Annotated in this window: 39 protein-coding genes and 1 pseudogene; 37 read left to right on the top strand and 3 right to left on the bottom strand. The window is 44.1% G+C overall.

Going from position 1 to position 24,634, the window contains the following annotated elements:
* The 5 genes from QDI94_RS06870 to QDI94_RS06850 all read left to right on the top strand — a co-directional run bounded on the left by QDI94_RS06870 (position 1) and on the right by QDI94_RS06850 (position 4,212).
* Positions 1 to 330, top strand: coding sequence for a hypothetical protein (locus tag QDI94_RS06870; protein WP_278474516.1), 330 nt, complete (start codon positions 1 to 3; stop codon positions 328 to 330).
* Complete coding sequence (locus QDI94_RS06865; RefSeq protein ID WP_278868024.1) at positions 317 to 1,375, top strand: baseplate J/gp47 family protein; 1,059 nt, start codon at positions 317 to 319, stop codon at positions 1,373 to 1,375. The genes QDI94_RS06870 and QDI94_RS06865 overlap by 14 nt, the downstream gene beginning before the upstream one ends.
* Entirely contained in the window at positions 1,375 to 1,854 is a 480-nt protein-coding gene (locus tag QDI94_RS06860) for a hypothetical protein (RefSeq protein ID WP_278868022.1), read from the top strand. Before QDI94_RS06865 ends, QDI94_RS06860 begins: the two co-directional genes overlap by 1 nt.
* Before the next feature lie 265 nt (positions 1,855 to 2,119).
* Entirely contained in the window at positions 2,120 to 3,016 is an 897-nt protein-coding gene (locus QDI94_RS06855) for a YitT family protein (protein ID WP_101028247.1), read from the top strand.
* 23 nt (positions 3,017 to 3,039) lie between these two features.
* A complete protein-coding gene (locus tag QDI94_RS06850) occupies positions 3,040 to 4,212 on the top strand; it encodes a cation diffusion facilitator family transporter (protein WP_278868019.1) in 1,173 nt (390 codons plus the stop codon).
* 197 nt (positions 4,213 to 4,409) lie between these two features.
* Here QDI94_RS06850 and QDI94_RS06845 read toward each other — a convergent pair whose 3' ends face one another.
* The gene (locus QDI94_RS06845; RefSeq protein WP_101028249.1) at positions 4,410 to 4,925 is read right to left on the bottom strand and encodes a cob(I)yrinic acid a,c-diamide adenosyltransferase; all 516 of its coding nucleotides are present in this window, start codon (positions 4,923 to 4,925) and stop codon (positions 4,410 to 4,412) included.
* A 511-nt stretch (positions 4,926 to 5,436) separates the two neighbouring features.
* Here QDI94_RS06845 and rpsJ point away from each other — a divergent pair.
* From rpsJ to rplQ, 32 genes and pseudogenes are all read left to right on the top strand, one after another.
* The gene (gene rpsJ, locus QDI94_RS06840) at positions 5,437 to 5,748 is read left to right on the top strand and encodes a 30S ribosomal protein S10 (RefSeq protein ID WP_015523187.1); all 312 of its coding nucleotides are present in this window, start codon (positions 5,437 to 5,439) and stop codon (positions 5,746 to 5,748) included.
* 73 nt (positions 5,749 to 5,821) lie between these two features.
* Entirely contained in the window at positions 5,822 to 6,454 is a 633-nt protein-coding gene (rplC, locus tag QDI94_RS06835) for a 50S ribosomal protein L3 (protein ID WP_015523188.1), read from the top strand.
* Positions 6,455 to 6,470: 16 nt separating this feature from the next.
* Complete coding sequence (rplD, locus tag QDI94_RS06830; protein ID WP_101028250.1) at positions 6,471 to 7,094, top strand: 50S ribosomal protein L4; 624 nt, start codon at positions 6,471 to 6,473, stop codon at positions 7,092 to 7,094.
* Positions 7,091 to 7,384 carry a 50S ribosomal protein L23 gene (gene rplW / locus QDI94_RS06825; protein ID WP_101028251.1) on the top strand — a complete coding sequence of 98 codons (294 nt, stop codon included), beginning with the start codon at positions 7,091 to 7,093 and terminating at the stop codon, positions 7,382 to 7,384. Before rplD ends, rplW begins: the two co-directional genes overlap by 4 nt.
* Positions 7,385 to 7,486: 102 nt before the next feature.
* Positions 7,487 to 8,320, top strand: coding sequence for a 50S ribosomal protein L2 (gene rplB, locus QDI94_RS06820; protein ID WP_101028252.1), 834 nt, complete (start codon positions 7,487 to 7,489; stop codon positions 8,318 to 8,320).
* Between the two features lie 19 nt (positions 8,321 to 8,339).
* Positions 8,340 to 8,612 carry a 30S ribosomal protein S19 gene (gene rpsS, locus QDI94_RS06815; RefSeq protein WP_015523192.1) on the top strand — a complete coding sequence of 91 codons (273 nt, stop codon included), beginning with the start codon at positions 8,340 to 8,342 and terminating at the stop codon, positions 8,610 to 8,612.
* Positions 8,613 to 8,632: 20 nt separating this feature from the next.
* The gene (gene rplV / locus QDI94_RS06810; RefSeq protein ID WP_015523193.1) at positions 8,633 to 8,974 is read left to right on the top strand and encodes a 50S ribosomal protein L22; all 342 of its coding nucleotides are present in this window, start codon (positions 8,633 to 8,635) and stop codon (positions 8,972 to 8,974) included.
* Between the two features lie 14 nt (positions 8,975 to 8,988).
* The gene (gene rpsC, locus QDI94_RS06805; protein ID WP_021883489.1) at positions 8,989 to 9,660 is read left to right on the top strand and encodes a 30S ribosomal protein S3; all 672 of its coding nucleotides are present in this window, start codon (positions 8,989 to 8,991) and stop codon (positions 9,658 to 9,660) included.
* Positions 9,660 to 10,079, top strand: coding sequence for a 50S ribosomal protein L16 (gene rplP, locus QDI94_RS06800; RefSeq protein WP_015523195.1), 420 nt, complete (start codon positions 9,660 to 9,662; stop codon positions 10,077 to 10,079). Before rpsC ends, rplP begins: the two co-directional genes overlap by 1 nt.
* Complete coding sequence (rpmC, locus tag QDI94_RS06795) at positions 10,079 to 10,282, top strand: 50S ribosomal protein L29 (protein WP_015523196.1); 204 nt, start codon at positions 10,079 to 10,081, stop codon at positions 10,280 to 10,282. Before rplP ends, rpmC begins: the two co-directional genes overlap by 1 nt.
* A 17-nt stretch (positions 10,283 to 10,299) precedes the next feature.
* Positions 10,300 to 10,557: a 30S ribosomal protein S17 gene (rpsQ, locus tag QDI94_RS06790; protein ID WP_278868015.1), complete on the top strand. Its 258-nt coding sequence runs from the start codon at positions 10,300 to 10,302 to the stop codon at positions 10,555 to 10,557.
* 39 nt (positions 10,558 to 10,596) lie between these two features.
* A complete protein-coding gene (gene rplN / locus QDI94_RS06785) occupies positions 10,597 to 10,965 on the top strand; it encodes a 50S ribosomal protein L14 (protein WP_021883487.1) in 369 nt (122 codons plus the stop codon).
* A 14-nt stretch (positions 10,966 to 10,979) separates the two neighbouring features.
* Positions 10,980 to 11,297, top strand: a complete 318-nt coding sequence (rplX, locus tag QDI94_RS06780) for a 50S ribosomal protein L24 (protein ID WP_015523197.1) — start codon at positions 10,980 to 10,982, stop codon at positions 11,295 to 11,297.
* 14 nt (positions 11,298 to 11,311) lie between these two features.
* Positions 11,312 to 11,851 (top strand): 50S ribosomal protein L5, encoded by a 540-nt coding sequence (gene rplE, locus QDI94_RS06775; protein ID WP_101028253.1) that lies wholly within the window; start codon positions 11,312 to 11,314, stop codon positions 11,849 to 11,851.
* Between the two features lie 12 nt (positions 11,852 to 11,863).
* Positions 11,864 to 12,049, top strand: a complete 186-nt coding sequence (locus QDI94_RS06770; protein WP_021883486.1) for a type Z 30S ribosomal protein S14 — start codon at positions 11,864 to 11,866, stop codon at positions 12,047 to 12,049.
* Positions 12,050 to 12,068: 19 nt separating this feature from the next.
* Positions 12,069 to 12,467, top strand: coding sequence for a 30S ribosomal protein S8 (rpsH, locus tag QDI94_RS06765; RefSeq protein ID WP_015523199.1), 399 nt, complete (start codon positions 12,069 to 12,071; stop codon positions 12,465 to 12,467).
* A 15-nt stretch (positions 12,468 to 12,482) separates the two neighbouring features.
* A complete protein-coding gene (rplF, locus tag QDI94_RS06760) occupies positions 12,483 to 13,025 on the top strand; it encodes a 50S ribosomal protein L6 (protein ID WP_278418838.1) in 543 nt (180 codons plus the stop codon).
* 18 nt (positions 13,026 to 13,043) lie between these two features.
* On the top strand, positions 13,044 to 13,403 hold the full coding sequence (rplR, locus tag QDI94_RS06755; protein ID WP_015523201.1) for a 50S ribosomal protein L18: 360 nt from the start codon (positions 13,044 to 13,046) through the stop codon (positions 13,401 to 13,403).
* Between the two features lie 17 nt (positions 13,404 to 13,420).
* Entirely contained in the window at positions 13,421 to 13,918 is a 498-nt protein-coding gene (gene rpsE, locus QDI94_RS06750) for a 30S ribosomal protein S5 (protein WP_021883485.1), read from the top strand.
* A gap of 17 nt (positions 13,919 to 13,935) precedes the next feature.
* The gene (gene rpmD, locus QDI94_RS06745; protein WP_101028255.1) at positions 13,936 to 14,106 is read left to right on the top strand and encodes a 50S ribosomal protein L30; all 171 of its coding nucleotides are present in this window, start codon (positions 13,936 to 13,938) and stop codon (positions 14,104 to 14,106) included.
* An 18-nt stretch (positions 14,107 to 14,124) separates the two neighbouring features.
* Positions 14,125 to 14,569: pseudogene (gene rplO / locus QDI94_RS06740) on the top strand (50S ribosomal protein L15).
* Complete coding sequence (gene secY / locus QDI94_RS06735) at positions 14,570 to 15,880, top strand: preprotein translocase subunit SecY (protein WP_101028257.1); 1,311 nt, start codon at positions 14,570 to 14,572, stop codon at positions 15,878 to 15,880. It begins immediately after the preceding pseudogene.
* Between the two features lie 23 nt (positions 15,881 to 15,903).
* Positions 15,904 to 16,536, top strand: coding sequence for an adenylate kinase (locus tag QDI94_RS06730; RefSeq protein ID WP_176789767.1), 633 nt, complete (start codon positions 15,904 to 15,906; stop codon positions 16,534 to 16,536).
* 3 nt (positions 16,537 to 16,539) lie between these two features.
* Entirely contained in the window at positions 16,540 to 17,292 is a 753-nt protein-coding gene (gene map, locus QDI94_RS06725) for a type I methionyl aminopeptidase (protein ID WP_176789768.1), read from the top strand.
* A 10-nt stretch (positions 17,293 to 17,302) separates the two neighbouring features.
* Positions 17,303 to 17,548 (top strand): KOW domain-containing RNA-binding protein, encoded by a 246-nt coding sequence (locus QDI94_RS06720; protein WP_278868010.1) that lies wholly within the window; start codon positions 17,303 to 17,305, stop codon positions 17,546 to 17,548.
* 4 nt (positions 17,549 to 17,552) lie between these two features.
* The gene (gene infA, locus QDI94_RS06715) at positions 17,553 to 17,771 is read left to right on the top strand and encodes a translation initiation factor IF-1 (RefSeq protein WP_015523207.1); all 219 of its coding nucleotides are present in this window, start codon (positions 17,553 to 17,555) and stop codon (positions 17,769 to 17,771) included.
* A gap of 42 nt (positions 17,772 to 17,813) precedes the next feature.
* Positions 17,814 to 17,927 (top strand): 50S ribosomal protein L36, encoded by a 114-nt coding sequence (gene rpmJ, locus QDI94_RS06710; protein ID WP_015523208.1) that lies wholly within the window; start codon positions 17,814 to 17,816, stop codon positions 17,925 to 17,927.
* A 54-nt stretch (positions 17,928 to 17,981) separates the two neighbouring features.
* Entirely contained in the window at positions 17,982 to 18,350 is a 369-nt protein-coding gene (rpsM, locus tag QDI94_RS06705; RefSeq protein ID WP_015523209.1) for a 30S ribosomal protein S13, read from the top strand.
* A gap of 15 nt (positions 18,351 to 18,365) precedes the next feature.
* Complete coding sequence (rpsK, locus tag QDI94_RS06700; RefSeq protein ID WP_015523210.1) at positions 18,366 to 18,767, top strand: 30S ribosomal protein S11; 402 nt, start codon at positions 18,366 to 18,368, stop codon at positions 18,765 to 18,767.
* Positions 18,768 to 18,793: 26 nt separating this feature from the next.
* A complete protein-coding gene (gene rpsD, locus QDI94_RS06695; protein ID WP_101028261.1) occupies positions 18,794 to 19,396 on the top strand; it encodes a 30S ribosomal protein S4 in 603 nt (200 codons plus the stop codon).
* Positions 19,397 to 19,470: 74 nt separating this feature from the next.
* Positions 19,471 to 20,424: a DNA-directed RNA polymerase subunit alpha gene (locus QDI94_RS06690; RefSeq protein ID WP_015523212.1), complete on the top strand. Its 954-nt coding sequence runs from the start codon at positions 19,471 to 19,473 to the stop codon at positions 20,422 to 20,424.
* Positions 20,425 to 20,495: 71 nt separating this feature from the next.
* On the top strand, positions 20,496 to 20,837 hold the full coding sequence (gene rplQ / locus QDI94_RS06685) for a 50S ribosomal protein L17 (RefSeq protein WP_015523213.1): 342 nt from the start codon (positions 20,496 to 20,498) through the stop codon (positions 20,835 to 20,837).
* Between the two features lie 229 nt (positions 20,838 to 21,066).
* Here the strand turns inward: rplQ and QDI94_RS06680 are convergent, their stop codons facing one another.
* Entirely contained in the window at positions 21,067 to 22,815 is a 1,749-nt protein-coding gene (locus QDI94_RS06680; protein WP_278868006.1) for an ABC transporter ATP-binding protein, read from the bottom strand.
* Positions 22,812 to 24,551: an ABC transporter ATP-binding protein gene (locus QDI94_RS06675; RefSeq protein WP_278868004.1), complete on the bottom strand. Its 1,740-nt coding sequence runs from the start codon at positions 24,549 to 24,551 to the stop codon at positions 22,812 to 22,814. Before QDI94_RS06675 ends, QDI94_RS06680 begins: the two co-directional genes overlap by 4 nt.
* Positions 24,552 to 24,634: the final 83 nt, after the last annotated feature.

Below are 24,634 nucleotides of genomic sequence, written 5' to 3'. Positions count from 1 at the left end.
ATGAGGGATATAATGATAAAAAACGGTGACACAGTTATCAATTCTTCGGGCAGTACGGTGCTGCTTGAGGGGCTTGACGCAAAATTTCAGCAGGCTGTGATTTGTATTTCGGCAAAGCTCGGCGGATTTGTTTATGACCGAGAACTCGGTTCGACTGTTGCTTTACAGAGCAAAACGCTTTCGGCAAAACAACTTGAACTGCTTGCCAATGAATCACTTGCCGAAATGGAAAACGTCTTTGCAAGCATTAAGGATGTCGGCAGAAAAATTACAATTGACCTTACGGTTGACGGAATTACAAGGGAGGTACAGATAAATGGATACATATGACGAAATTTACGGCAGAATGAAGAATGTATATGAGCAGGAAACAGGCGACAGTTTTAATGAAAAAAGCGATATTGCAATCAGGCTCAAGGTGCTTGCGGGCGAGATTTTCAAGGTGCAGACAAACCTTGAGTGGTGGAAAAGACAGATGTTTGCAGTGAGCGCAAGCGGTGAATGCCTTGATAAACTCGCATCGCAGAGAGGTATTGAACGCAAAAAGGCGATGAAGTCAACGGGCGAAATTACATTCTATATTTCTCAGCCGTGCAGTCACGATATTATAATTCCAAAGGGCTGTGTTGTGGCAACGGCAGACCCTGTGCCTGTGAGATATGTTACAACGGAAGATGAAGAAATCAGCGCAGGCAACACGCTTGTGAGTGTTTATGCCGAGGCTGAACAGGCGGGGAGCAACGGTAATATCGGGCTTGGTTGTGCGGTTGTTCCCGTGAGTGTGCCGACAGAGATTGAAACGGTTACAAACCGTGAGAAATTTACGGGTGGTTGTGACGCAGAAACGGATGACGAACTTCGCAAACGCATAAGGGATACATATGTCAACACCTCTAACGGTACAAATGCGGCATATTACGAACAGCTTGCACTCTCGGTTGACGGTGTGGCTAAGGTCTGTGCCGTCGGTAAGGTGAGAGGCTTTGGCACGGTAAATATTTATGTTACAGGTTCGGATGCCGCTGTCAGTACTGATGTTGTTGCAAAAGTTCAGGAAATTGTTGCAAAGCAGAGAGAGCTGAATGTGGATGTTCTTGTTGTCAATGCTCAGCGTACTGCTTGTAATATGAGTGTGACGGTTTATGCCGAGGACGGCTATTCTTCATCGGAGGTGAAAGCTCTGCTTTCAAAGGCTTTTGCGGATTATGTTAATTCAATTCCGATTGGCGGAACTTTTCATCTTGCGGAGCTGGGAGCAAAGCTCGTTGCAACGGGATGCATAAATAACTACACTTGGAATACCGATATGCAGGATGTGACAGCGGCAAAATCGCAGTGCTTCACAGTTGGTACGGTTACGATTGGGGTGCAATAATGAACAGCTTTGAGTCGATGAAAACAAAATTAGAAGGCACGGGGCTTTATGATATTACGGCAAAATCAAATATCGGCGCGGAGCTTTTGGCATATGCAGAGGGACTGGATTCGGTGTTTAATATGCTTGAAATGATGGAACGGGAGCTGTTTATTGATACGGCAGAGGATTTCGGAATTGCAGAAAGAGAAAGGTTTGTCGGCAAGGTGCGTGATGGGTATTCTATTGAAAAACGCAGAGATATGCTCAAAATTGCGGAGCAGAAAGTCGGCGGAAGGTGTACTCTCAATGATTTTAAACAGTTTGTCAGGGGCTACGGTGTGGAAAACTTTACAATAAAGGAAATTGCACTCAAAAACCGTGTAAATTTGAAAATTTTTGACACAAAAACAGACGCAGAGAAAAAATATATTGAAAAATGTGTAAATGCAGATTTTCCTTTACATCTCAATGTTGTAGTTTCATATGAAAAACCGTAAAAATATAATCATGCTTTGTCCGCACGGTTTTAATAAATTTTGCAATTTAATAAAACCCATTAAGATAACTAAATAACGGTTATCAAAAATGAAAATGACAGGTTGAAAATTTCAGCCTGTTATTTTTTGCGTTACAACCGTTGCTTTCTCAACCTAAGCGGTTGTTTGTTTTGCTTTTCTTGCGTAAATATCAATATCGTGGTACAATGTAGATTATACTTGTGTGAATGATGGGGATGGGAATTTACTGCAAAGGATGATGACAATGAAAAATCTCTTACAAAGAGCGGGAAAGGCAATCAAAATCAAAAATATGCTTTTTCTCACAATTGCCGGAATTATCAATGCGTTCGGAATTACAATATTTCTTAACCCCGTAAACCTTTATGACAGCGGAATTTCAGGTACGGCTATGCTTGCCGCACAGCTTACCCCCGAGAGCCTGTCGCTTTCACTTTTTCTTATAATTTTTAACCTGCCGCTGTTTTTGTTCGGACTTAAAAAGCAGGGAAAGAAGTTTACATTTTACGCAATTTATACGGTTGCGGTTTATTCGTTTGTTTCGTGGCTGATAACCGATGTTCTGCCCGTTGATGTCAGTATGGCATCTCCGCTTGCAGGAACCGATTTGCTCCTTTGTGCCGTATTCGGCGGTGTGATTTCGGGTATAGGCAGCGGTCTTGCAATCAAATTCGGCGGTGCAATGGACGGCATCGAGGTTATGGCGGTAATCTTTGCGAAAAAAATCGGTGTATCGGTTGGCTCGTTCGTTATGGCGTACAACATTGTTCTTTATGTTGTATGCGGCTTCATTCTTCAAAGCTGGATTCTTCCGCTTTATTCGATTGTTACATATTTTGCCGCACTTAAAACGATTGACTTTATTGTTGAAGGTTTTGACAGGGCAAAGGCGGCAACGATTATTGCGTCTGTAAGCCGTTGCGATGAAATTTGTAACGCACTTTCGGAGGAATTTCAAAGCGGCGTTACCGTAATGCAGGCTCAGGGCGGATATTCAGGCAAGGACAAGGTGATGATTTACTTTGTTGTCAACCGTTTCCAGATTGGCAAGCTGAAGGAAATTGTGCGTGAAATTGACAAGAAAGCGTACATTTCAATTACAGAGGTTGCCGATGTTTTCAGCCGAAACGATTCGCTGTAAATAAATTTTAGTTGGTGTTTTATTTGACAAAATTACTTGTAAAGCTGTTCGTTAAAGACAGCGACAACTGTGATAATCCAAAGGTTAGAACTGCCTATGGCAACCTTTCGGGTATTTGCGGAATAATTCTTAATCTGGTACTGTTCGGAGGAAAATTGTTTGCCGGAATTGTTTCGGCATCGGTTTCCGTCATTGCCGACGCACTTAACAACCTTTCGGACGCAGGCAGTTCGGTTGTTACATTCCTCGGATTTAAGCTTGCAAGCCGTCCTGCCGACAGAGAGCATCCGTTCGGTCACGGCCGATATGAGTATGTGGCGGGAATGGGTATTTCCGTTGTGATTCTTTTAATGGGCATTGAACTTATCAAAAGCTCAGTCGAAAAGATAATCTGTCCCGAGAGCGGTACGGCATTTTCAACGCTTTCGCTTGCAATAATGATTGCGTCAATTTTCGTAAAATTATGGATGTACTTTTTTAATTCGGGATTGTCGAGAAAAATAAATTCAACCGCACTCAAGGCGGCGGCACTCGATTCGTTGACCGACTGCATTGCAACCTCGGTTGTAATAATAGGACTGCTTATTTCAGCCTCAACAGGAGTTCAGATTGACGGATGGCTCGGCGTGTGTGTTTCGCTGTTCATACTTTTTACGGGTGTCAGCACATTCAGAGAGAGCCTCTCTCCGCTCCTCGGCAAAGCGCCCGACCCTGAATTTGTTGATGAAATCAAGGAAACAGTGTTGAAAAATGATATGATTGTGGGTATCCACGATTTGATTATTCACGATTACGGTCCGGGCAGATGCTTTATTTCACTCCACGCAGAGGTACCGTGTGACGAGGATATCCTTGAAGCTCACGACGCAATTGACCTGACGGAAAAACAGCTTGAAAACAGGTACAACTGTTTTGCAACCATACATATGGATCCGATTGCGTCAAACGACGCGTTCACAAATGAGCTGAAAATGAAAATTTCCGAGGGCTTGTGTGAGCTTAATCCCGAATATTCAATCCACGATTTCAGGATTGTAAAGGGCAGTACGCATACAAATGTTGTTTTCGATATGGTTATTCCGTATGGACTTGACCTTACAGAAAGACAGATAAAACAGAGTGCAATCGAGAAAATCAAGTCGATTAACAATAAGCTCTATCCTATAATAAATGTTGAGAAATCTCTTTCGGATTAAATTGCCGGCAATAAAAAACAGAGACCATCGCTTTTGGCTGATGGCCTCTGTTTGCATATATCGGATATTTTGTATTTTTGCCTGCACACGGATTATATGCCGCTTGTTAGATAACTTAAAAATTATATTTTTTCGGGAAATTCAGGTTAAATTATTATCTGCCGAACTGCCGAAAATTTGCAAAACTACTGTGTGAATTAAAATTCTACGCCGATTCTGCCTGTGATGCCTCGGTCGTAGGGGTGCTTGATTTTCTTGAACTCGGTCACATAATCGCAAAGGTCAATCATCTTTTGCGACGGGTTGTGACCTGTCATAACAATTTCCATACTTGACGGAGCGTTGGTGATAAATTCAACAACCTCGGATTCTGTGAGCATTTCAGCATTGATTGCGTCAATGATTTCGTCAAATACGACCATATCATACTTTTCTGTTAATGCAAGTGTGACGCTGCGGTCAAAAATACCCTTAAAAATTTTTGCCGCCTGAGCCTTCTCCTTTTCGTTCATCTGAAATGTAAACTTGAGGTCGGCGGGGCAGAAGGTGAGCGTTACATTCTCGGTGTGGCTGAGAACATGGCGTTCTCCCGAAAATTCCGTCTTTAAAAATTGCACAAACAGCACCTTGAGGTTACTGCCTGCCGCCCTGACGGCAATTCCTATGGCGGCTGTGGTTTTGCCCTTACCGTCACCAAAATACAAATGCTTCATTGTCTGTCATTCCTTTTCATAAAACTGCACAATTGACAAAATGGAATCCCTTATATACAATAGTATAGAAAAAACATTTTCGTCTGCATAATTATAACATAAAATCGGCAAACGGGAGTATGTACAAATTAAACAAAATTAATTAAAAATATTTCAAAAACTTCTATACCGCTTATTTTGCCGAAAAGGTTGAAATAATGCGGTATTTCGTTTATAATAATGCTTGTGTGACTGCACAAGATATGCGATGAAGCGGGAGGTTGCGGCATTAAGCCGGTTTTTCCGTGGAGTATGTCCGATTTTAAACCGGGCGATTAAATTGAAACACAGAGCGATTGAGTGGCAATGGGGTTGCTTTGCCATAACTGCGCTCAAACGCTTTCAGAACTTCCCGGTTAACTGAATAGTTAAACGGGTTTTTTAATGCGGGGTGAGGAAACACCCGGCAGAGTTTCAAAAAAGTTTTGAAAAGCAACGCCCGCCAACTAACATTTTTAAGGAGGCGACGATAATGGCAGTCAAGGAAAAGATTAGAATAAGATTAAAGGGTTATGATCATCAGCTCGTTGATCAGTCTGCAGAGAGAATCGTGGCAACAGCTAAGCGCACAGGCGCAAGAGTTTCAGGTCCCGTTCCGCTCCCGACTGAGAAGCAGGTTGTAACAATTCTCCGTGCTGTTCATAAGTACAAGGACAGCCGTGAGCAGTTTGAAATCAGAACTCACAAGCGTCTTATCGACATCTTAAGACCGTCAAACAAGACAGTCGAGGCTCTTATGAGCTTAGAGCTCCCTGCCGGCGTTGATATCGAGATTAAGTTATAATCGGATACCAACCTACAAGCAGACAGGGTCATGTTGGGAAACCAACCAATAACCTATAAGGAGGATACAATTTATGCAGAAAGCAATCATCGGTAAGAAAATCGGTATGACACAGATTTTCGATGAAAAGGGAATCATGATTCCCGTAACTGTTGTTGAGGCAGGCCCTTGCGTGGTAACAGCCAAGAAAACAGTTGAAAACGACGGCTACGCTTCGGTACAGCTCGGCTACGGCGATGTTAAACCTCACAAGGTAAACAAGCCAATGAAGGGCTTCTTTGATAAGGCCGGTGTAGCACCAAAGAAAACTCTCAAAGAGTTCCGCTTTACAGACACAGACGCTTACAGCATCGGTGATCTCGTTAAAGCAGACGTATTCACCCCCGGCGACAAGATTGACGTAACAGGCAAGAGCAAAGGTAAGGGTACAGCAGGTGTTATTAAGAGATGGAACTTCCACCGTCTTAAGGAATCACACGGTACAGGTCCTTGCGTACGCCACGGCGGTTCAATCGGTGCCTGCTCATCACCTTCAAGAGTTTGGAAGGGTAAGAGAATGGCAGGTCACCTCGGCGCAGAACAGGTAACGGTTCAGAACCTCACAGTTGTTAAGGTTGACGCAGAAAACAACCTCATCGCTGTTAAGGGTGCTATTCCGGGTCCTAACAAGGGAATCGTTGTAATCAAAGATTCCGTAAAGGCTTAAGGAAGGGGGATTATAAATGCCAAATTTAGCAGTAGTAGATATGGAAGGCAAGAGCGTTGGCACAATCGAGCTTGCTGAGTCCGTATTCGGTATCGAACCAAATGCAGCTGTTATGCATCAGATGGTAGTTAGCTACCTTGCAGCACAGCGTCAGGGCACACAGTCCGCTCTTACAAGATCAGAGGTTTCAGGCGGCGGTAAAAAGCCGTGGAGACAGAAGGGTACAGGCCGTGCAAGACAGGGTTCAACAAGAGCTCCGCAGTGGACACACGGCGGCGTTGTATTCGCTCCGAAGCCAAGAGATTACAGATTTTCTGTAAACAAGAAGGTAAGAAGACTTGCTATGAAGTCAGCTTTCTCTTCAAAGGTTATGGAGAACGAGCTCATCGTTGTTGATTCAATCAGCATGGACGAGTACAAGACAAAGAAGATTGTTGCAATGCTCAGCGCAATCGGAGCTGAAAAGAAGGCTCTCATTGTTCTTCCTGAGGTTGACAGCAAGGTTATTAAATCAGCTAACAACATCCCCGGTGTTAAGACAGCTCAGGTAAACACTCTTAATGTTTATGACATTTTGAATGCTGACAAGCTTATCATCGTTAAGGATGCAGTAAGCAAGATTGAGGAGGTATATGCATGATAGCTCATGATATTGTAATCCGCCCTGTTATTACTGAAAAAAGTATGCTCGGCGCAGTTAACAAAATTTATACCTTTGAAGTTGCTAAGTCAGCAAACAAGATTGAAATTGCAAAAGCTTGTGAAGAAATCTTCAAGGTTAAGGTTGCTAAGGTAAACACAGTAAGCGTAAGAGGAAAGTTCCGTCGTCAGGGCAGAAACAACGGCGGCTACTCAAAAAGCTGGAAGAAAGCAATCGTAAAACTTACAGAAGACAGCAAGCCTATCGAATTTTTTGAAGGCATGATGTAATACTGACTCAGGTTCAGTATTGAGTCTGAAAACAATAATTCAGGCAGAATGTATGGGAAATGCCATATTCCCGCAAAGCCATCATGAGGAGAGTGAAACCAAATGGCCATTAAAGTATATAAGCCGACCATTAACTCAAGAAGAAATATGTCGGTTACAGATTATTCAGGTCTTTCAAAGGTTGAGCCGGAAAAAAGCTTGCTTGCTTCTTTAAATAAAAAGGCAGGTCGTAACAGCTACGGCAGAATCACCGTTCGTCACAGAGGCGGCGGCAACCGCAGAAAGTACCGTATTATTGACTTCAAGCGTCAGAAATTTGATGTTGAAGGTACAGTTAAAACATTAGAGTACGATCCAAACCGTTCTGCATTCATCGCTCTTGTAGAGTACACAGACGGCGAGAAGGCTTACATTATTGCTCCGGAAGGACTTAAGGTAGGCGACAAGGTAACAGCAGGTGCAAACGCTGATATTAAGCCCGGTAACGCACTTCCGCTTACAGCAATCCCTGTTGGTACATTTATCCACAATGTAGAGCTTTATCCCGGCAGAGGCGCTCAGCTCGCTCGTTCAGCCGGCAACATGGCTCAGCTCATGGCTAAGGAAAACGGTCTTGCACTTTTAAGACTTCCTTCAGGCGAGCTCAGAAACGTTCCTGAAAACTGCATGGCTACAATCGGTCAGGTAGGTAACACCGATCACGAAAATGTTAAGATCGGTAAAGCAGGTCGTAAGAGAAACATGGGTTGGCGTCCTACTGTTCGTGGTTCTGTAATGAACCCTAACGACCATCCGCACGGCGGTGGTGAGGGTAAGTCACCTGTTGGTCGTCCGGGCCCTGTAACCCCATGGGGTAAGCCCGCACTCGGCTACAAGACTCGTAAGAACAACAAGAGCAGCGACAAGCTTATCGTAAGAAGAAGAAACGGTAAGTAAGGCGGAAAGGAGCTAAAACATGAGTAGAAGTACTAAAAAGGGCCCTTATGTTCAGCCTGTACTGCTCAAAAGGGTTATCGAAATGAACGAAGCAGGCGAAAAGAGAATTCTCAAGACTTGGTCAAGAAGTTCAACAATTTTCCCTGAGTTCGTTGGTCACACATTTGCCGTTCATGACGGCAGAAAACATGTTCCTGTATATGTAACCGAAGATATGGTTGGTCACAAGCTCGGCGAGTTTGCTCCGACAAGAACATTCAAGGGTCACGCAGGATCAAAGACAAGCAAATAAGCGGAAGGAGAGTATTGCAGATGGAAGCAAAGGCAAATGCAAAATTTGTTCGTATTTCACCCCGCAAGGTTAATGTTGTTCTTGACCTCGTAAGAGGCAAAGATGTTAAGTATGCGGAAGCTGTTCTTAAGCACACTCCCAAGGCCGCTTGCGAGCCGCTTTTAAAGCTGCTCAATTCAGCTATGGCAAATGCTGAGAACAACCATGACATGGATGTATCCAAGCTTTACATTGCTCAGTGCAATGCAACAGCAGGCCCCATCCTTAAAAGAATTCGTCCGAGAGCACAGGGCAGAGCGTTCAGAATCAACAAGAGAACTTCTCACATTTCCCTCGTACTCAAGGAAAGAGAAGACGACTAAGGGGAGGTTAGATTATGGGTCAGAAAGTTAATCCGCACGGTCTCCGTGTCGGCGTTATTAAAGATTGGGATTCCCGTTGGTTTGCAAATAAGAAGGACTTCGGTGCTACACTCGTTGAGGACTATAACCTCCGTAAGACTCTGAAGGCTCAGCTTTACAACTTCGGTATCTCAAAAATTGAAATTGAGCGTGACGGCAAAAAGGTTAAAATCAGCATCCACTGCGCTAAGCCCGGTCTTGTAATCGGTAAGGGCGGTTCTGAGATTGAAAAGCTCAGAGCACAGTGCGAAAAGATGCTCTCAAAGCCCGTTGCAATCAATATTGTAGAAGTTAAGGCTCCTGAACTTGATGCACAGCTCGTTGCAGAAAGCATCGCTCAGCAGCTTGAAAAGAGAATCTCTTTCCGCCGTGCAATGAAGATGTCAATCGGCAACGCAATGCGTCGCGGCGCTAAGGGTATCAAGATTATGTGTTCAGGCCGTCTTGGCGGTGCTGAAATTGCTCGTTCAGAGCAGTACCACGAAGGTACTATTCCGCTTCAGACACTTCGTGCCGACATCGACTACGGCTTTGCAGAAGCTAACACAACCTACGGTAAAGTAGGCGTTAAGGTTTGGCTTTACAAGGGCGAGGTTCTTAACGAAGTTAAGTCAAGAAAGCCCCGCAGAGAAGGAGGCAGAAAGTAATGTTATTACCTAAGAGAGTAAAATACAGAAGAGTTCACAGAGGTCGTATGACAGGTAAGGCTCTTCGTGGTAACAAGGTTACTTACGGCGATTTCGGTCTTCAGGCTACAGAGCCTGCATGGATTACCTCAAACCAGATTGAGGCTGCCCGTGTCGCTATGACTCGTTACTGCAAAAGATTCGGTAAAGTATGGATCAAAATTTTCCCTGACAAGCCTGTTACAGCAAAGCCTGCTGAAACACGAATGGGTTCAGGTAAAGGTTCACCCGAGTATTGGGTAGCCGTAGTAAAGCCCGGCAGAGTTATGTTTGAACTCGGCGGCGTAGATGAAGCTACTGCAAGAGAGGCTCTTCGCCTTGCTGCAAATAAGCTTCCTATCAAGTGCAAGTTTGTTAAGAAAGAGGAGGGTGAGCAGTAATGAAAGCATCAGAACTCAGAGATATGTCAGTAGAAGAGCTTCAGACAAAGCTCACTGAACTCAAAGAAGAATTATTCAATCTTCGTTTCCAGCTTGCTGTTAATCAGCTCGAAAACTCATCCAGAATCGGTGCTGTTAAAAAGGACATCGCAAGAATTTCAACAGTTCTTCGTCAGATGGAACTTAACGGCGCTGAAGCTTAAGAGAGGAGGACTTAACAGTGAGTGAAAGAAATATGAGAAAAACTGTTGTCGGAAAAGTTGTAAGCGACAAGATGGACAAGACAATTGTCGTTGCAGTTGAAGACAGCGTAAAGCACAAGCTTTACAACAAAATTGTTAAGCGTACAGTTCGTTTCAAGGTACACGACGAAAACAACGAGTGTGGCATTGGCGACCGTGTAAAGATTATGGAGACCCGTCCTCTTTCTAAAGACAAAAGATGGAGACTCGTCGAGATTATAGAGAAAGCTAAATAAGTTTATTTTAGCGGCTTTGAGTAAAGGAGGAATTACACTGTGATTCAGCAGCAAACTATCCTCAAGGTTGCCGACAACACCGGCGCAAAGGAACTTATGTGCATTCGTGTACTCGGCGGTACCAGAAGGAGATATGCCAACATTGGCGATGTAATCGTAGCCTCGGTTAAAAAGGCAGCACCCGGCGGTGTTGTTAAAAAAGGCGACGTTGTAAAGGCTGTAGTTGTTCGTTCTGCAAAGGGCGTCAGAAGAGAAGACGGCACTTATATCCGTTTTGATGAAAATGCAGCTGTTATTATTAAGGAAGATAAGAACCCGAAGGGTACTCGTATCTTCGGACCGGTAGCAAGAGAGCTTCGTGATAAAGATTATATGAAGATTCTTTCTCTCGCTCCCGAAGTACTTTAATTGGAGGTGTCACAATGAGTAAAGTTCATGTTAAAACAGGCGACACCGTTATCGTATTAAGCGGTAAGGACAAGGGCAAGACAGGTCAGGTTATGGCTGTAAGCCCTAAAGAAGGCAAAGTTATCGTAGAAAAGGTAAATATGGTTTCAAAGCATGTTAAACCCAAGAAGATGGGCGAGCAGGGCGGTATCATTAAGGCTGAGGGTGCTATGTACGCATCTAAGGTTCAGATCGTTTGCCCAAGATGCAAAAAGCCTACAAGAGTTGCTCATAAGTTCTATGAGGACGGCTCTAAGGGCAGAGTTTGCGCTAAATGCGGCGAAGCACTTTAAGGAGGAAATAAGATATGGCAAGACTTAAAGAATACTATTCAAAAGAAGTTGCACCTGCTCTTATGTCAAAGTTCTCCTACAAGAGCACAATGCAGATTCCTAAGCTTGATAAAATCGTTATCAATGTAGGCGCAGGCGAAGCTAAAGATAACTCAAAAGTAATTGACGCTATCTGTACAGACCTTTCTGCTATTACAGGTCAGAAGCCTCTCATCTGTAGGGCAAGAAAGTCAGTTGCTAACTTCAAAATCAGAGAAGGCATGGCAATCGGCTGCAAGGTTACATTAAGAGGCGAGAGAATGTATGAATTTCTCGACAGATTCTTCAATGTAGCACTTCCCCGTGTTCGTGACTTCAGAGGTATCAACCCTGATTCATTTGACGGCCGCGGCAACTACAACATGGGTCTTAAGGAACAGCTTATTTTCCCTGAGATTGACTATGACAAGATTGACAAGGTTCGTGGTATGGACATTTGCTTCGTTACCACTGCAGCAACAGACGAAGAAGCTCGCGAGCTTTTAAAGCTTATGGGCGCACCGTTTTCAAAGTAAGGAGGGATTGTTGTGGCTAAAACTTCGATGAAAGTAAAGCAGCAGAGAAAGCAGAAATTCTCTACAAGAGAGTACACAAGATGTAACATCTGTGGTAGACCACACGCCTACCTCCGTAAGTATGGCATTTGTCGTATTTGCTTCCGTGAACTCGCTTACAAGGGCGAAATTCCGGGTGTAAAGAAAGCAAGCTGGTAAGCAAGGGAGGTAAAGCATAATGCAGATTACAGATACAATTGCTGATTTACTTACAAGAATCCGTAACGCAAATTCAGCAAAGCATGATTCTGTTGAAATTCCCGCTTCAAACCTCAAGAAGTCAATTTGTCAGATTCTTGTTGACGAGGGTTATGTAAAGAATTTCACAGTTATTGAAGACGGCAAGCAGGGCGTTATTAAGGTAACACTCAAGTATACAGACGGCAAGACTCCTGTTATCACAGGTCTTCGCCGTGTATCAAAGCCCGGTCTTAGAATTTACAGTAATGCAGAAGATATGCCAAAGGTAATGAAGGGTCTTGGTATCGCCATCATTTCAACCTCAAAGGGTGTTATGACAGACCGTGAGGCAAGAAAGCAGCACATTGGCGGCGAGGTTCTCGCTTACATTTGGTAAGAGGAGGTGCGATAAATGTCTCGAATTGGAAGAAAACCTATAAATATTCCCGCCGGCGTTACAGCTTCAATTGACAACGGCGTTATCACAGTTAAAGGTCCTAAGGGTACACTTGATTTCAAGTTCAATCCTGCAATGACTGTTGAGATTAAGGGCGATGTAATTGAGGTTACCCGTCCAAACGACGCAAAAGAAAACCGTTCACTTCACGGTCTTACAAGAACACTTATCCACAATATGATTATAGGTGTTACAGAGGGTTATTCAAAGACTCTCGAAGTAAACGGCGTTGGCTACCGTGTTCAGAAGCAGGGCAGCAAGTGCGTTATGAACCTTGGTTATTCACACCAGGTTATCGTTGAGGATACAGAGGACATCAAGATTGAAGTTCCCGATCCGAACAAAATCATCATCACCGGCATTGATAAGCAAAAGGTTGGTCAGTTTGCTGCCGAAGTTAGAGAAAAGCGTCCTCCGGAGCCATATAAGGGCAAGGGAATTAAGTACGCTGATGAAGTTATCCGCCGCAAGGAAGGCAAGGCCGGTAAGGGCAAATAATTAAGGAGTGAATAACAAATGGTAAGCAGACCAGATACAAAAAAGGCACGCGCAAAACGCCATAAGAGAGTCCGCAGCAAAATCAGCGGTACAGCTTCTTGTCCCCGTCTTTGCGTATTCCGCTCCACAAGCAACATCTATGCTCAGATTATTGACGATGTAGCAGGTGTTACACTTGCTCAGGCTTCAAGCCTTGATAAAGAAATCACAGGCAATGGCGGAAACAAAGAGGCAGCTAAGGCTGTTGGCAAGCTCGTTGCAGAGCGTGCAAAAGAAAAGAATATCGTTGATGTTGTATTTGACAGAGGCGGTAATATATATCACGGCCGTGTTAAGGAATTGGCCGAAGGCGCCCGTGAGGGCGGCCTCAATTTCTAAGGATTGGAGGAATAACTTTGGCTAAAACAGTAGAAGTAACAGGCGAATTAAAAGAAAGAGTAGTTACTATTAACCGTGTTTCTAAAACAGTTAAGGGCGGTCGTATTTTCAAGTTTGCAGCTCTCGTAGTTGTAGGCGACGGTAACGGAACAGTTGGTTTCGGTATCGGCAAAGCAGGCGAAGTACCTGATGCTATCCGTAAGGGTATTGAGGACGCTAAGAAGAACCTTATGAAGGTTTCTCTCAGAGGCACAACAATTCCACACGAAGTAATCGGCGAGTTCGGTGCGGGCAGAGTTCTTATGAAACCGGCTGCACCCGGTACAGGTGTTATCGCAGGCGGTCCCGTTCGTGCCGTTGTTGAGGCAGTCGGCATTAAGGACATCAGAACTAAGGCTCTTCGTTCCAATAATCCGTGCAATGTAGTTAGAGCTACTCTTGCAGGTCTTGGCGCATTGAGAAATGCTGAAGAAGTTGCTGCAATCCGCGGTAAATCCGTTAAGGAAATTCTTTAATAGGGAGGTTGTAAATTATGACAATTAAGTTAGTTAAGAGCCTTATCGGCTCTAAGAAAAATCAGATTGCAACCGCCCATGCTCTCGGTCTTAAGAAAATCGGTGATGTTACTACACAGCCCGATAACGCTCAGACTAAGGGTAAGGTAGCGAAAATCATTCACCTCGTAGAGGTTAGTGAAGCATAAGCAAGGAGGTGCGAACTAATGAAGTTACATGAACTTTCTCCTGTTGAGGGTTCTAAAAAGGACTCAAAAAGAATCGGCAGAGGCCACGGCTCAGGCTGGGGCAAAACTTCCGGTAAAGGTCATAAGGGCCAGAAGGCTCGTTCAGGCGGCAGCATCCGTCCCGGATTTGAGGGCGGTCAGATGCCTTTACAGCGTCGTATCCCTAAAAGAGGTTTCAACAACATTTTTGCAAAGAGCTGTAGTAGCAGTAAACCTCAGCACTTTGAACAGAAAGTTTGAAGACGGTGCGACAGTAGATATTGAGGCTCTTGTTAATGCAGGCGTTGTTAAGAACGGCTTTGATGCTGTTAAGGTTCTTGGCAACGGTAAGCTTGACAAAAAACTTACAGTAAAGGTTTCTGCTTTTTCCGAATCAGCTAAAGCTGCAATTGAGGCTGCGGGCGGAAAGGCAGAGGTGATCTAAGTGTTTAAAACAATTAAAAATGCTTGGTCACTCCCCGATTTAAGAAAGAAAATTTTATTTACTCTCTTAATCATTGTTGTATTCAGAATCGGCTCGGTTATTCAGGTTCCGTTCCTGGATACTGCGGCTCTCAGAAGTGTTATGAATCCGGATGACTGGTCAAACACAATGCTTTCTTATATGAATACGCTCTCAGGCGGTGCATTCTCAAACGCAACATTGTTTGCAATGGGTATCACCCCTTACATCAACAGCTCAATCATTGTCCAGCTCCTCTGTGTTGCTATTCCTCCGCTTGAGAGATTAGCAAGAGAAGGCGAAGCCGGCAGACGCAAAATCAGTGCAATCACTCGTTATGTAACTGTCGGTCTCGGTATTATTCAGGGTACTGCATATTACTTCTATCTTCTCAACAGCAAGGTAACTCTTTACAACAGCGGTTTTGAACTTTGGTTCTCAGCTATTGTAATTATCCTTGTTTTCACGGCAGGTACAGCCGTAATGATGTGGCTCGGTGAACAGATCAACAGCCACGGCATAGGAAACGGTATTTCCATTCTCCTTTTTGCAGGTATCGTTGCTCAGTTCCCACAGATTATCAACACACTCGGTCAGTATTGGGGTCTTGCTTTAAACGGCAGCACACAGTACTTCTTCCTTGTACCGCTTTGGGTTATTCTCTTTGTTGCAGTTGTATGGGTTATCACATTCATGCAGGACAGTGAAAGAAGAATCCCGATTCAGTACGCAAAGCGTGTTGTGGGCAGAAAGATGTACGGCGGTCAGTCAAGCCACCTTCCTATCAAGGTAGCACTCGGCGGCGTACTTCCAATCATCTTTGCAAGCTCAATTCTTTCAATTCCAAGTACAATCAACCTCTTCCTCAAGATTCCGGCAGGAGATGGTTTCTGGGGTGCATTCTTTGCAGCATTCAGCACTTCAGGCTGGCTGTACATGGTACTTTATTTCTTGTTCATTATAATGTTCGCTTATTTCTATACATCAATTCAGTACAACCCTGTTGAGATGGCTAACAATCTTAAGGCAAATAACGGTACGGTTCCCGGTATCCGTCCGGGTGCTCCGACAGCCGATTACATCAGAAAGATTTTGTCAAGAATCACTTTAATCGGTGCAATGTTCCTTGCTGTTATTGCTATGATTCCGCTTATCTACGGCGCTGCTTCAGGAATGGGTCAGATGTCAATCGGTGGTACATCAATCATCATCGTAGTTGGTGTTGCTCTTGAAACTGTTAAACAGCTCGAGTCACAAATGATGATGCGTCATTACAAAGGTTTTCTTGACTAATTGAGAAAAAAGGAGTATAATAGATGAACATTATCATGTTAGGTGCTCCGGGTGCAGGTAAAGGCACACAGGCTGCTGTACTTTGTGAACACTTTGGTATTCCCACAATTTCAACCGGAAACATGATCCGTGAAGCGCTGAAAAACGGCACTGAGATGGGCTTGAAGGCTAAATCCTTTATGGATGAAGGCAAGCTTGTTCCCGACGAAGTAGTAATTGGTATTGTAAAGGAAAGACTTTCTGCCGATGACTGCAAGAAGGGTTTCATTCTTGACGGTTTTCCAAGAACTATTCCTCAGGCTGAGGCTCTGGATAACATGGGTGTTGAGATTCAGCATGTCATCAACATCGACATTTCTGATGAAAAAATCATCAACCGTATGTCCGGACGCCGTGTTTGCGAAAATTGTGGCAGACCTTTCCACATTGTGACTTTAAAGCCCAAGAAGGAAGGCATCTGCGACGATTGCGGCGGCACCCTTGTTCAGCGCAAGGACGACCACCCCGATACCGTGCTTGCTCGTCTCGAAACATATCACAAAGAGACTGAGCCCCTCGTTTCTTACTATGAGAAGCAGGGTAAGCTTGTTACTGTAAAAGGACAGGATGATGTAGAAGCTACTACAAAGGCTATCCTTGAAGGTATAGAGGCTTAATTCATGGTTGTAGTTAAGACAGCACGGGAACTTTCAAAAATGAAAGACGCCTGCAGAATTTCTGCCGAGGCGTTGCGTGTTGCGGGAGAGGCTGTAAAGCCCGGCGTTACTACTTATGAAATAGATAACATTGTCCGCTCATACATCGAGAAACAGGGAGCAGTTCCCTCGTTTCTCGGTTACGGCGGCTTTCCTGCGAGTGCGTGCATTTCCGTTAACAATGTGGTTATCCATGGCATACCCAGCAAAGAACTCGTTTTAAAAGAGGGCGACATAGTAAGCGTTGATGTTGGCGCTTTCTACGGGGGATTTCACGGCGACAACGCCTTCACTTTCCCCTGCGGCAAAATCAGTGCTGAGGCACAGGCTTTGCTTGACGCCACAAAAGAGAGTCTGTATGAGGGAATTAAACAGGCTCTTGCCTTCAACCGTGTCGGTGACATAGGCAGCGCAGTTCAAAAGTATGTCGAAGCTCGCAGTTACTCGGTGGTACGAGATTTTGTCGGCCACGGCGTAGGTGCGAAACTGCACGAAGACCCAAGCGTACCCAATTACGGCACTCCGCACAGAGGAGTAAGGCTTATTCCGGGTATGACTATTGCCATTGAACCCATGGTAAACCAGGGCAGGTGCAATGTGCGTGTTCTTGATGACAAGTGGACTACCGTCACTGCTGACGGAAAGCTCTCTGCTCATTTTGAACATACTGTTGCAATAACTCCTGACGGGCCTAAAATTATGACTTTGTGCGATTAAAGGTGATTTTATGAACACAGTAAAAGGTAGTATTGTAAAGGCTGTGGCAGGAAGGGAAAAGAACGGCTTTTTTGTTGTTCTCAGCTGTGACTCCGTGTTTGCTTACATTGCAGACGGAAAGCGAAGAAAGGTTGAGAAACCAAAAAAGAAAAAGCTGATTCATATTTCTCCTACAAGAACCGTGATAGAGGGTTCAATCAAGACCAATCCGCAGATAAGAAAAATTTTAAACGATTTTAGAAAAAGCGAGGGTTGACAATATGTCAAAACAGGATGTAATTGAAATTGAAGGTATTGTTAAGGAAGCTTTACCGAACGCACAGTTCAAGGTAGAGCTGCCGAACGGTCACGTGATATTAGCTGTTATTTCAGGCAAGCTGAGAATGAACTTCATTCGCATTTTGCCGGGCGATAAGGTAAAGGTGGAAATGTCCCCCTATGACCTGACAAGAGGCAGAATTACTTGGAGAACTAAATAATCCAAAGTAAAAACACGACTTTTTAGAAAGGAATGATTATACATGAAAGTCAGACCTTCAGTAAAGAAAATGTGCGATAAGTGCAAAGTTATCAAAAGAAAAGGTAAGATTTTAGTTATTTGCGAAAACCCCAAGCACAAGCAGCGTCAGGGTTAATTTACCTAAGAAAAACAAAACTATATTTTAGAATTTATATGGAGGTGCAACTATATGGCTCGTATAGCAGGTGTTGACTTACCGAGAGATAAAAGAGTTGAGATTGGTTTAACCTATATCTACGGTATCGGCCGTAAGACTGCAGACGACATTATTGCTGCAACAGGTGTTAATCCCGACACTCGTGTCAGAGATTTGACAGAAGAAGATATTGCAAAGCTCAGAGAATACATCGAGCATCACTGCCGCGTTGAAGGTGACCTTCGCCGTGACATCGCTTATGATATTAAAAGACTTATTGATATTGGTTGTTACCGTGGCGTTCGCCACAGAAAAGGACTTCCTGTAAGAGGTCAGCGTTCTAAGACTAACGCTCGTACTCGTAAGGGTCCCCGTAAGACCATGGCTAATAAGAAGAAGTAAGGAGGGCAAAGGACTATGGCAGCACCAAAGGGTGGTAAGAAGGTTATTCGCCGTCGCCGTGAACGCAAGCACATTGAAAAAGGCGCAGCGCATATCCAGTCAACATTTAACAACACAATTGTTACTATTTCCGATACACAGGGCAACGCTGTTTCATGGGCAAGCGCAGGCGAGCTCGGTTTCAGAGGTTCAAAGAAGTCAACTCCGTTTGCCGCTCAGTCAGCAGCCGAGACAGCTGCAAAGGCAGCAATGGAACACGGCATGAAATATGTTGAAGTTTATGTAAAGGGCCCCGGTCAGGGTCGTGAAGCTGCAATCCGTGCATTGCAGACTGCAGGTCTTGAAGTAACTATGATTAAGGATGTTACTCCGATTCCGCACAACGGATGCCGTCCTCCAAAGAGAAGACGTGTATAGTATTTTAAAAGGAGGAAAATTCTACTATGGCTAAAAATATGCAGCCTATCGCTAAGCGTTGCAGAGCTCTTGGTATTTCACCTGCAGTTATGGGTTATTCCAAGAAGACTTCCAACAGAAATCCCGGCGGTAAGATGAGAAGAAAAAAGAGCGAGTACAGCATGCAGCTCACTGAGAAGCAGAAGGTAAAATTTATCTACGGCATCATGGAGAAGCAGTTCAGAGCTTACTACGAAAAAGCTGAACAGGCTGAGGGTAAGACAGGTGCTGTATTGCTCACACTTATTGAAAGAAGACTTGACAATGTTATCTTCAGACTCGGTCTTGCAGCAACAAGAAGAGAAGCAAGACAGCTTGTCAGTCACAGCCACTTTACCGTAAACGGCAAGAAGGTAAACATTCCTTCATACCTTGTTAAGGTTGGCGATGTAATCGAAGTTAAGGAGAAGAGCCGTTCAACTGCAAGATTCAAGGCAATCGCAGATGGCGAAACATCTTCAATTGTAACACCAAAGTGGCTTGAGAAGAACGAAAACCTTCTTGGCGGCAAGGTTGTTGCAGCTCCTCAGAGAGAAGACATCGACTTTCCTGTTGAAGAACACCTCATCGTTGAGTTGTACTCCAAGTAATCTTATATTTCACACGCAGATTACACACAGATGGGCTGCTTTTGCAGTCGCATAATGTTTAGGAGGATTCGCGAATGATAGAAATTGAAAAGCCAAGAATTGAAACCGAGGAATTAACCGAGGATGGAAAGTACGGCAAGTTTGTTGTTGAACCGCTCGAGCGCGGCTTCGGCAACACACTCGGCAACAGTTTGCGCCGTGTGCTGCTTTCCTCTCTTGAAGGCTGTGCTGTTACATCAATCAAGATTGACGGCGTTCTTCACGAATTTTCAACTATTCCCGGCGTAAAGGAAGACGTTACGGAAATTGTTCTTAATATGAAAAGTCTTGTTGCAAAGCTCCATGAAACAAGCCCAAAGGTTATCGAAATTGCAGCCGAGGGTCCCTGTGAGGTAAAGGCTGCCGACATCAAATGTGATGATGAGGTTGAAATTCTCAACCCTGAACTCCATATTGCTACACTCGGTGAGGGTGCTAAGCTCAATATGGAAATCACAGTTGACAAGGGCAGAGGATATATTCCTTCAGAGCGCAACAAGCAGTTAAGCGGCAACAATGTTATTGGCGTTTTGCCGATTGATTCAATTTATACTCCCGTGTTAAAGGTAAACTATACAGTTGATAACACTCGTGTAGGTCAGATTACCGACTATGACAAGCTCACTTTGGATGTTTGGACAAACGGAGTTATCAATGCTCAGGAGGCTGTTTCTCTTGCAGCAAAGGTTCTTACCGAGCACCTTAACCTTTTTGTAAACCTCTCCGACAAGGCTTCAAGTGCCGAGGTTATGGTTGAGAAGGATGACAAGGGCAAGGAAAAGATTCTTGAAATGACAATTGAAGATCTTGATCTTTCAGTTCGTTCTTTCAACTGTCTCAAGCGTGCAGGCATTAACACGGTAGAGGATTTGATCAACAAGTCCGAAGAGGATATGATGAAAGTGCGTAACCTCGGTAGAAAATCTCTCGAGGAAGTAGTACAGAAGCTCAATTCTCTCGGTTTTAGTCTTCAGAAGGAAGACGAATAAACTTCCCAAGTCTTTGACAGTTGTTCTGTCAAATTCTTACCAATAAACTCAACGGTAAAGGAGTGAAAGAAATGCCAGGTACAAGAAAATTAGGAAGAACTACTGCACAGAGAACTGCAATGCTTCGTGCTATGGTTACTTTCCTTTTGGAAAACGGCAAAATTGAAACAACTCTTACTCGTGCCAAGGAAGTTCAGGCTATGGCAGAGAAGATGATTACTACAGCTAAAGAAGATACTCTTCACAACAGACGCCTTGTTTTGGCTTTTGTTACCAAGGAAGATGTTACAAGCAAGCTCTTTAAGGAAATTGCTCCAAAATACAGCGACAGAAACGGTGGCTATACAAGAGTTACTAAAATCGGTCCCCGTCGCGGTGACGCAGCTGAAATGGCAATTATCGAGCTCGTTTAATTCTTTTTAAGTTTATACAAGTTCAATTTCAGGGACTGTGAAGAGATGAAGTCCAAGGCTTCGTTCTTCGCAGTTCCTTTTAATTTTTGCGTAAAAGTACGGGCGGATATTATATAATGATATATAAAACCCAAAAAAGGCACATAACCGTCATCATTTTCGGTTATGTGCCTTTTTTTGTTAGACTGTGCTTTCACACTTCGGGAGGATAAAACAGATTGCCGCTGAGTTACTGCTTTGCAAACTGACTGTTATAGAGTTTGTTATAGAATCCGCCTTTGGCAAGCAACTCCTCGTGTGTGCCTTGTTCAATGATGTTGCCGTCCTTCATAACAAGGATAACATCGCTTTCCTTGATTGTTGAAAGTCTGTGGGCAACAACAAAGCTCGTCTTGCCCTTCATCATCTTGGCAAAAGCCTTTTGAACACGGATTTCGGTAAGGGTATCAATTGATGAAGTTGCCTCGTCAAGAATAAGAATTGATGGGTTTGTAAGCATCGCCCTTGCAATACACAAAAGCTGTTTCTGTCCCTGACTGAGATTACCGCCGTCCTCGCTGATTACGGTGTTGTAGCCGTCAGACATACGGCGGATGAATGAGTGCGCATATGCTGCCTTTGCGGCGGCAATAACTTCTTCTTCGGTTGCGTTTTCGTTGCCGTAACGCAGATTTTCCATAATCGTTCCGTTGAACAGCCAGCTGTCCTGAAGAACCATTCCGTAGCATTTTCTGAGGTTGTCACGGGTGATGTCCATAATGTCAACACCGTCAATGCTGATTTTGCCGCTGTCCGTGTCATAAAATCTCATAAGAAGATTGATGAATGTTGTCTTGCCACAACCTGTCGGACCGACAATGGCAATGTGACTGCCGCTCTTGACATCAAGCGAAAAGTTTGTGATGAGCGGTTTTTCTTTTGTGTAGGAGAAGTTTACATTCTGAATCTTGACATTGCCTTTGCAATGCTCAAGCTCTTTTGTACTGTTGTCGGGAATTTCGTTATCTGCCTCAAGAACCTCAAAAACTCGTCCTGCCGCCGCAATGCCTGTCTGCAACTGCGTGAGTACGCCTGTAACCTCGTTAAACGGCTTTGTGTACTGATTTGCGTAGGTGAGAAAGCATGATAACTGTCCGACCGAAAGTGTGCCTGCAACGGCAAACAGAGCACCCATAATGCCTACTGCGGCATAAACCAATGCGTTTACGAATCTTGTTGACGGGTTGGCAAGTGCGCCTGCAAACTGCGCCTTGAATCCCACTTCAAGAAGTTCATCGTTGTACTTTTCAAATTCTTCAAAGGCTCTGTCCTCATATGAAAAAGCCTTTACAATTCTCTGATTGCCGATATGCTCTTCGACATATGACGAGATGTCACCGTTGAGTGCCTGTTGACGGGTAAAGCGGTTGTGCGTCATCTTGCCGATAAATGCCGCAACAAAGAGCGAAAGCGGTGTGAGAACAACAACCACAAGGGCGATTTTCCAGTTGATTGTCAGCATAAATACAAGCGTGCCGACAATGGTAACAATGCCCGAAAAAAGCTGTAGGAACATCTGTGTAAGACCGTCACCAACTGCGTCAACATCGTTGATTACTCGGCTGATAAGGTCGCCGTGAGGTGTTGTGTCAATGTAGGAGAGGGGAACTGTGTTGAATTTTTCAAAAACCTCTCTTCTGAGGTCACGAACAGTGCGGTAGCTGACAATGTTGGTAAAGTAGGTCATAATCCACTGGAAAAGTGCCACACCGCCGATGCCTGCACCGATGTACACAAGAATCTGAATAACGCTTGCAAAGTCAACATTGCCCTTGTCAATGATGTTGTCGATTGCGTTACCTGTGAGAACAGGAATATAGAGCGTGAGCGAAACGCTGATGATTGCGCTCACAAGAGCTAAAATCAGATAAAACGAATACGGCTTTATTTTTTTGAGTACCTTTTTTACAGAGGAGGGTTTTTTTGCTGAATTTTTCATCTTTTTGCCTCCTCTTCACTAAGCTGTGAAAGACAGATTTCACGGTAGGTTTCGCAGCTTTCAAACAGTTCATCGTGCTGACCTTTGCCTACAATTCTGCCGTCATCAAGCACAAGAATAAGGTCTGCGTTCTTGATTGTTGAGCAACGCTGTGTAACGATTATTACGGTCATATCCTTTGTGTTTTCACGCAAAGCCTTTCTGAGTGCCGCATCTGTTGCAAAGTCAAGAGCCGAAAAGCTGTCGTCAAGAATGAGAAGCTTCGGTGAGCCTGTGAGTGCTCTGGCAATGCAAAGTCGCTGACGCTGACCTCCGCTGAAGTTCTTACCGCCCTGTTCAACAAAGCTGTCAAGCCCTTTGTTCAGCTTGCTTACAAACTCGTATGCCTGTGCAATTTTGAGAGCCTTTATAATATCCTCGTCAGTTGCATTTTCGTTTTGCCATTTCATATTGTCACGGATTGTTCCCTTGAAAAGAATTGACTGCTGAGGAACAATACCAATCTGTGAACGGAGCTGTAAGAACGGATAGTCCTTGACATTTCTGCCGTCAACGCTTACAGTACCCTGTGTTGCATCGTAAAAACGGGGGATAAGGTTGACAAGCGTACTTTTACCGCAACCCGTACCGCCGATAAGACCGACCGTCTGACCACGCTTGATTTTAAAGCTGATGTCCTCAAGCTCATCATCACCCGTGCCGTATGTGAAGTTTACATTGTCAAATTCGATTTTCGGAGTGCTTTCGCTCTCTGAAATTTCAATGTTCTCGGTAGTGCTTTCACACACACTCGGCTGAGTTTCAAACACTTCGTTAAGTCTTGCCGCACTTGCACTTGCCTTCGTGAGAAGTACAACAAGGTTTGCAACAACAATCATTGCAAGCAAAATCTGCGTCATATAGTTTACAAGGGCAATGATATCACCCGAAAGCATTCCGCTGCCTGCGTTGACATTCTGAGCACCAAACCAAATGATGAGAATAATTGCAGCATTGGTGATGATGTAGGTGACAGGGCTTAAAAGTGCCGAAAGAATGCTTACTCTGATCGAAGTTTTAGCCAAATCCTCGGTTGAATCGTCAATACGCTTTTTCTCATTTTTCTGCTTTGAAAAGGCTCTGATAACCCTGTTGCCCGAAAGATTTTCACGGCAGATAAGGCTGATTTTGTCGAGCTTTTTCTGCATTTTTTCAAAAATAGGAATACTCTTTGTCATAATGAGGTAAAGAGTAACGGCAATCAATATAGCCGCAATGAAGAAAATAATTGACATTTCAAGGTTGATTGTCATTGCCATAACCATTGAACCGATAACAATAAACGGTGCTCTTGTCAGCAGGCGGATAGCCATTGCAACAGATTGCTGAACCTGATTGGTGTCATATGTGATTCGTGTTATAAGTGACGGAGTGCCGAGCTTGTCCAACTCTGCGTGAGAGAGTTTGTTGATGTGCAAAAACAAATCTCGGCGCAGTCTTGTTCCCACACCCTGAGATGCCTTTGATGCAAGATACTGACACACGAGCGCACTGCAAAGTCCTACAGTTGCAAGAATAACGAGCAGACCGCCCATTCTCCAAATGTATGCCGTGTCGCCGTTTCGCACACCGTTGTCGATGATTCCTGCCATAACAAGCGGAACGAGCAACTCCAAAATTGCCTCAAACAGCTTGCAAAGCGGACCGATGATACATTCCTTTTTGTAGTATGCAAGATATCTTCGTAGCTTAATCAAATTTTCCCCTTCTCTGCCATATAATTAACAATACATAAGTAATATTATTTTACACCGATTAACGATATTTTACAACTTAAATT

It is taken from the genome of Ruminococcus bromii (genome assembly GCF_928721825.1).
Classification (GTDB): domain Bacteria; phylum Bacillota; class Clostridia; order Oscillospirales; family Acutalibacteraceae; genus Ruminococcoides; species Ruminococcoides bromii.
This window is presented reverse-complemented; position numbering and strand designations above follow the sequence as displayed.

Bases quoted from the DNA above. Each gene is read 5' to 3' on its own strand.
- rplE (WP_101028253.1), top strand. From the start codon at position 11,312: ATGGCAAGACTTAAAGAATACTATTCAAAAGAAGTTGCACCTGCTCTT.
- rpsC (WP_021883489.1), top strand. From the start codon at position 8,989: ATGGGTCAGAAAGTTAATCCGCACGGTCTCCGTGTCGGCGTTATTAAA.
- rplF (WP_278418838.1), top strand. From the start codon at position 12,483: ATGTCTCGAATTGGAAGAAAACCTATAAATATTCCCGCCGGCGTTACA.
- rpsH (WP_015523199.1), top strand. From the start codon at position 12,069: ATGCAGATTACAGATACAATTGCTGATTTACTTACAAGAATCCGTAAC.
- QDI94_RS06865 (WP_278868024.1), top strand. From the start codon at position 317: ATGGATACATATGACGAAATTTACGGCAGAATGAAGAATGTATATGAG.
- QDI94_RS06680 (WP_278868006.1), bottom strand. From the start codon at position 22,815: ATGAAAAATTCAGCAAAAAAACCCTCCTCTGTAAAAAAGGTACTCAAA.
- rpsS (WP_015523192.1), top strand. From the start codon at position 8,340: ATGAGTAGAAGTACTAAAAAGGGCCCTTATGTTCAGCCTGTACTGCTC.
- rpsD (WP_101028261.1), top strand. From the start codon at position 18,794: ATGGCTAAAAATATGCAGCCTATCGCTAAGCGTTGCAGAGCTCTTGGT.
- rpsK (WP_015523210.1), top strand. From the start codon at position 18,366: ATGGCAGCACCAAAGGGTGGTAAGAAGGTTATTCGCCGTCGCCGTGAA.
- QDI94_RS06845 (WP_101028249.1), bottom strand. From the start codon at position 4,925: ATGAAGCATTTGTATTTTGGTGACGGTAAGGGCAAAACCACAGCCGCC.
- rpmC (WP_015523196.1), top strand. From the start codon at position 10,079: ATGAAAGCATCAGAACTCAGAGATATGTCAGTAGAAGAGCTTCAGACA.
- QDI94_RS06730 (WP_176789767.1), top strand. From the start codon at position 15,904: ATGAACATTATCATGTTAGGTGCTCCGGGTGCAGGTAAAGGCACACAG.
- QDI94_RS06690 (WP_015523212.1), top strand. From the start codon at position 19,471: ATGATAGAAATTGAAAAGCCAAGAATTGAAACCGAGGAATTAACCGAG.
- rpsM (WP_015523209.1), top strand. From the start codon at position 17,982: ATGGCTCGTATAGCAGGTGTTGACTTACCGAGAGATAAAAGAGTTGAG.
- rplB (WP_101028252.1), top strand. From the start codon at position 7,487: ATGGCCATTAAAGTATATAAGCCGACCATTAACTCAAGAAGAAATATG.
- rplW (WP_101028251.1), top strand. From the start codon at position 7,091: ATGATAGCTCATGATATTGTAATCCGCCCTGTTATTACTGAAAAAAGT.
- rplC (WP_015523188.1), top strand. From the start codon at position 5,822: ATGCAGAAAGCAATCATCGGTAAGAAAATCGGTATGACACAGATTTTC.
- map (WP_176789768.1), top strand. From the start codon at position 16,540: ATGGTTGTAGTTAAGACAGCACGGGAACTTTCAAAAATGAAAGACGCC.
- rplX (WP_015523197.1), top strand. From the start codon at position 10,980: ATGAGTAAAGTTCATGTTAAAACAGGCGACACCGTTATCGTATTAAGC.
- rplQ (WP_015523213.1), top strand. From the start codon at position 20,496: ATGCCAGGTACAAGAAAATTAGGAAGAACTACTGCACAGAGAACTGCA.
- QDI94_RS06720 (WP_278868010.1), top strand. From the start codon at position 17,303: ATGAACACAGTAAAAGGTAGTATTGTAAAGGCTGTGGCAGGAAGGGAA.
- rplV (WP_015523193.1), top strand. From the start codon at position 8,633: ATGGAAGCAAAGGCAAATGCAAAATTTGTTCGTATTTCACCCCGCAAG.
- rpmD (WP_101028255.1), top strand. From the start codon at position 13,936: ATGACAATTAAGTTAGTTAAGAGCCTTATCGGCTCTAAGAAAAATCAG.
- infA (WP_015523207.1), top strand. From the start codon at position 17,553: ATGTCAAAACAGGATGTAATTGAAATTGAAGGTATTGTTAAGGAAGCT.
- rplD (WP_101028250.1), top strand. From the start codon at position 6,471: ATGCCAAATTTAGCAGTAGTAGATATGGAAGGCAAGAGCGTTGGCACA.
- rpmJ (WP_015523208.1), top strand. From the start codon at position 17,814: ATGAAAGTCAGACCTTCAGTAAAGAAAATGTGCGATAAGTGCAAAGTT.
- rpsJ (WP_015523187.1), top strand. From the start codon at position 5,437: ATGGCAGTCAAGGAAAAGATTAGAATAAGATTAAAGGGTTATGATCAT.
- QDI94_RS06870 (WP_278474516.1), top strand. From the start codon at position 1: ATGAGGGATATAATGATAAAAAACGGTGACACAGTTATCAATTCTTCG.
- QDI94_RS06855 (WP_101028247.1), top strand. From the start codon at position 2,120: ATGAAAAATCTCTTACAAAGAGCGGGAAAGGCAATCAAAATCAAAAAT.
- QDI94_RS06860 (WP_278868022.1), top strand. From the start codon at position 1,375: ATGAACAGCTTTGAGTCGATGAAAACAAAATTAGAAGGCACGGGGCTT.
- rplP (WP_015523195.1), top strand. From the start codon at position 9,660: ATGTTATTACCTAAGAGAGTAAAATACAGAAGAGTTCACAGAGGTCGT.
- rplR (WP_015523201.1), top strand. From the start codon at position 13,044: ATGGTAAGCAGACCAGATACAAAAAAGGCACGCGCAAAACGCCATAAG.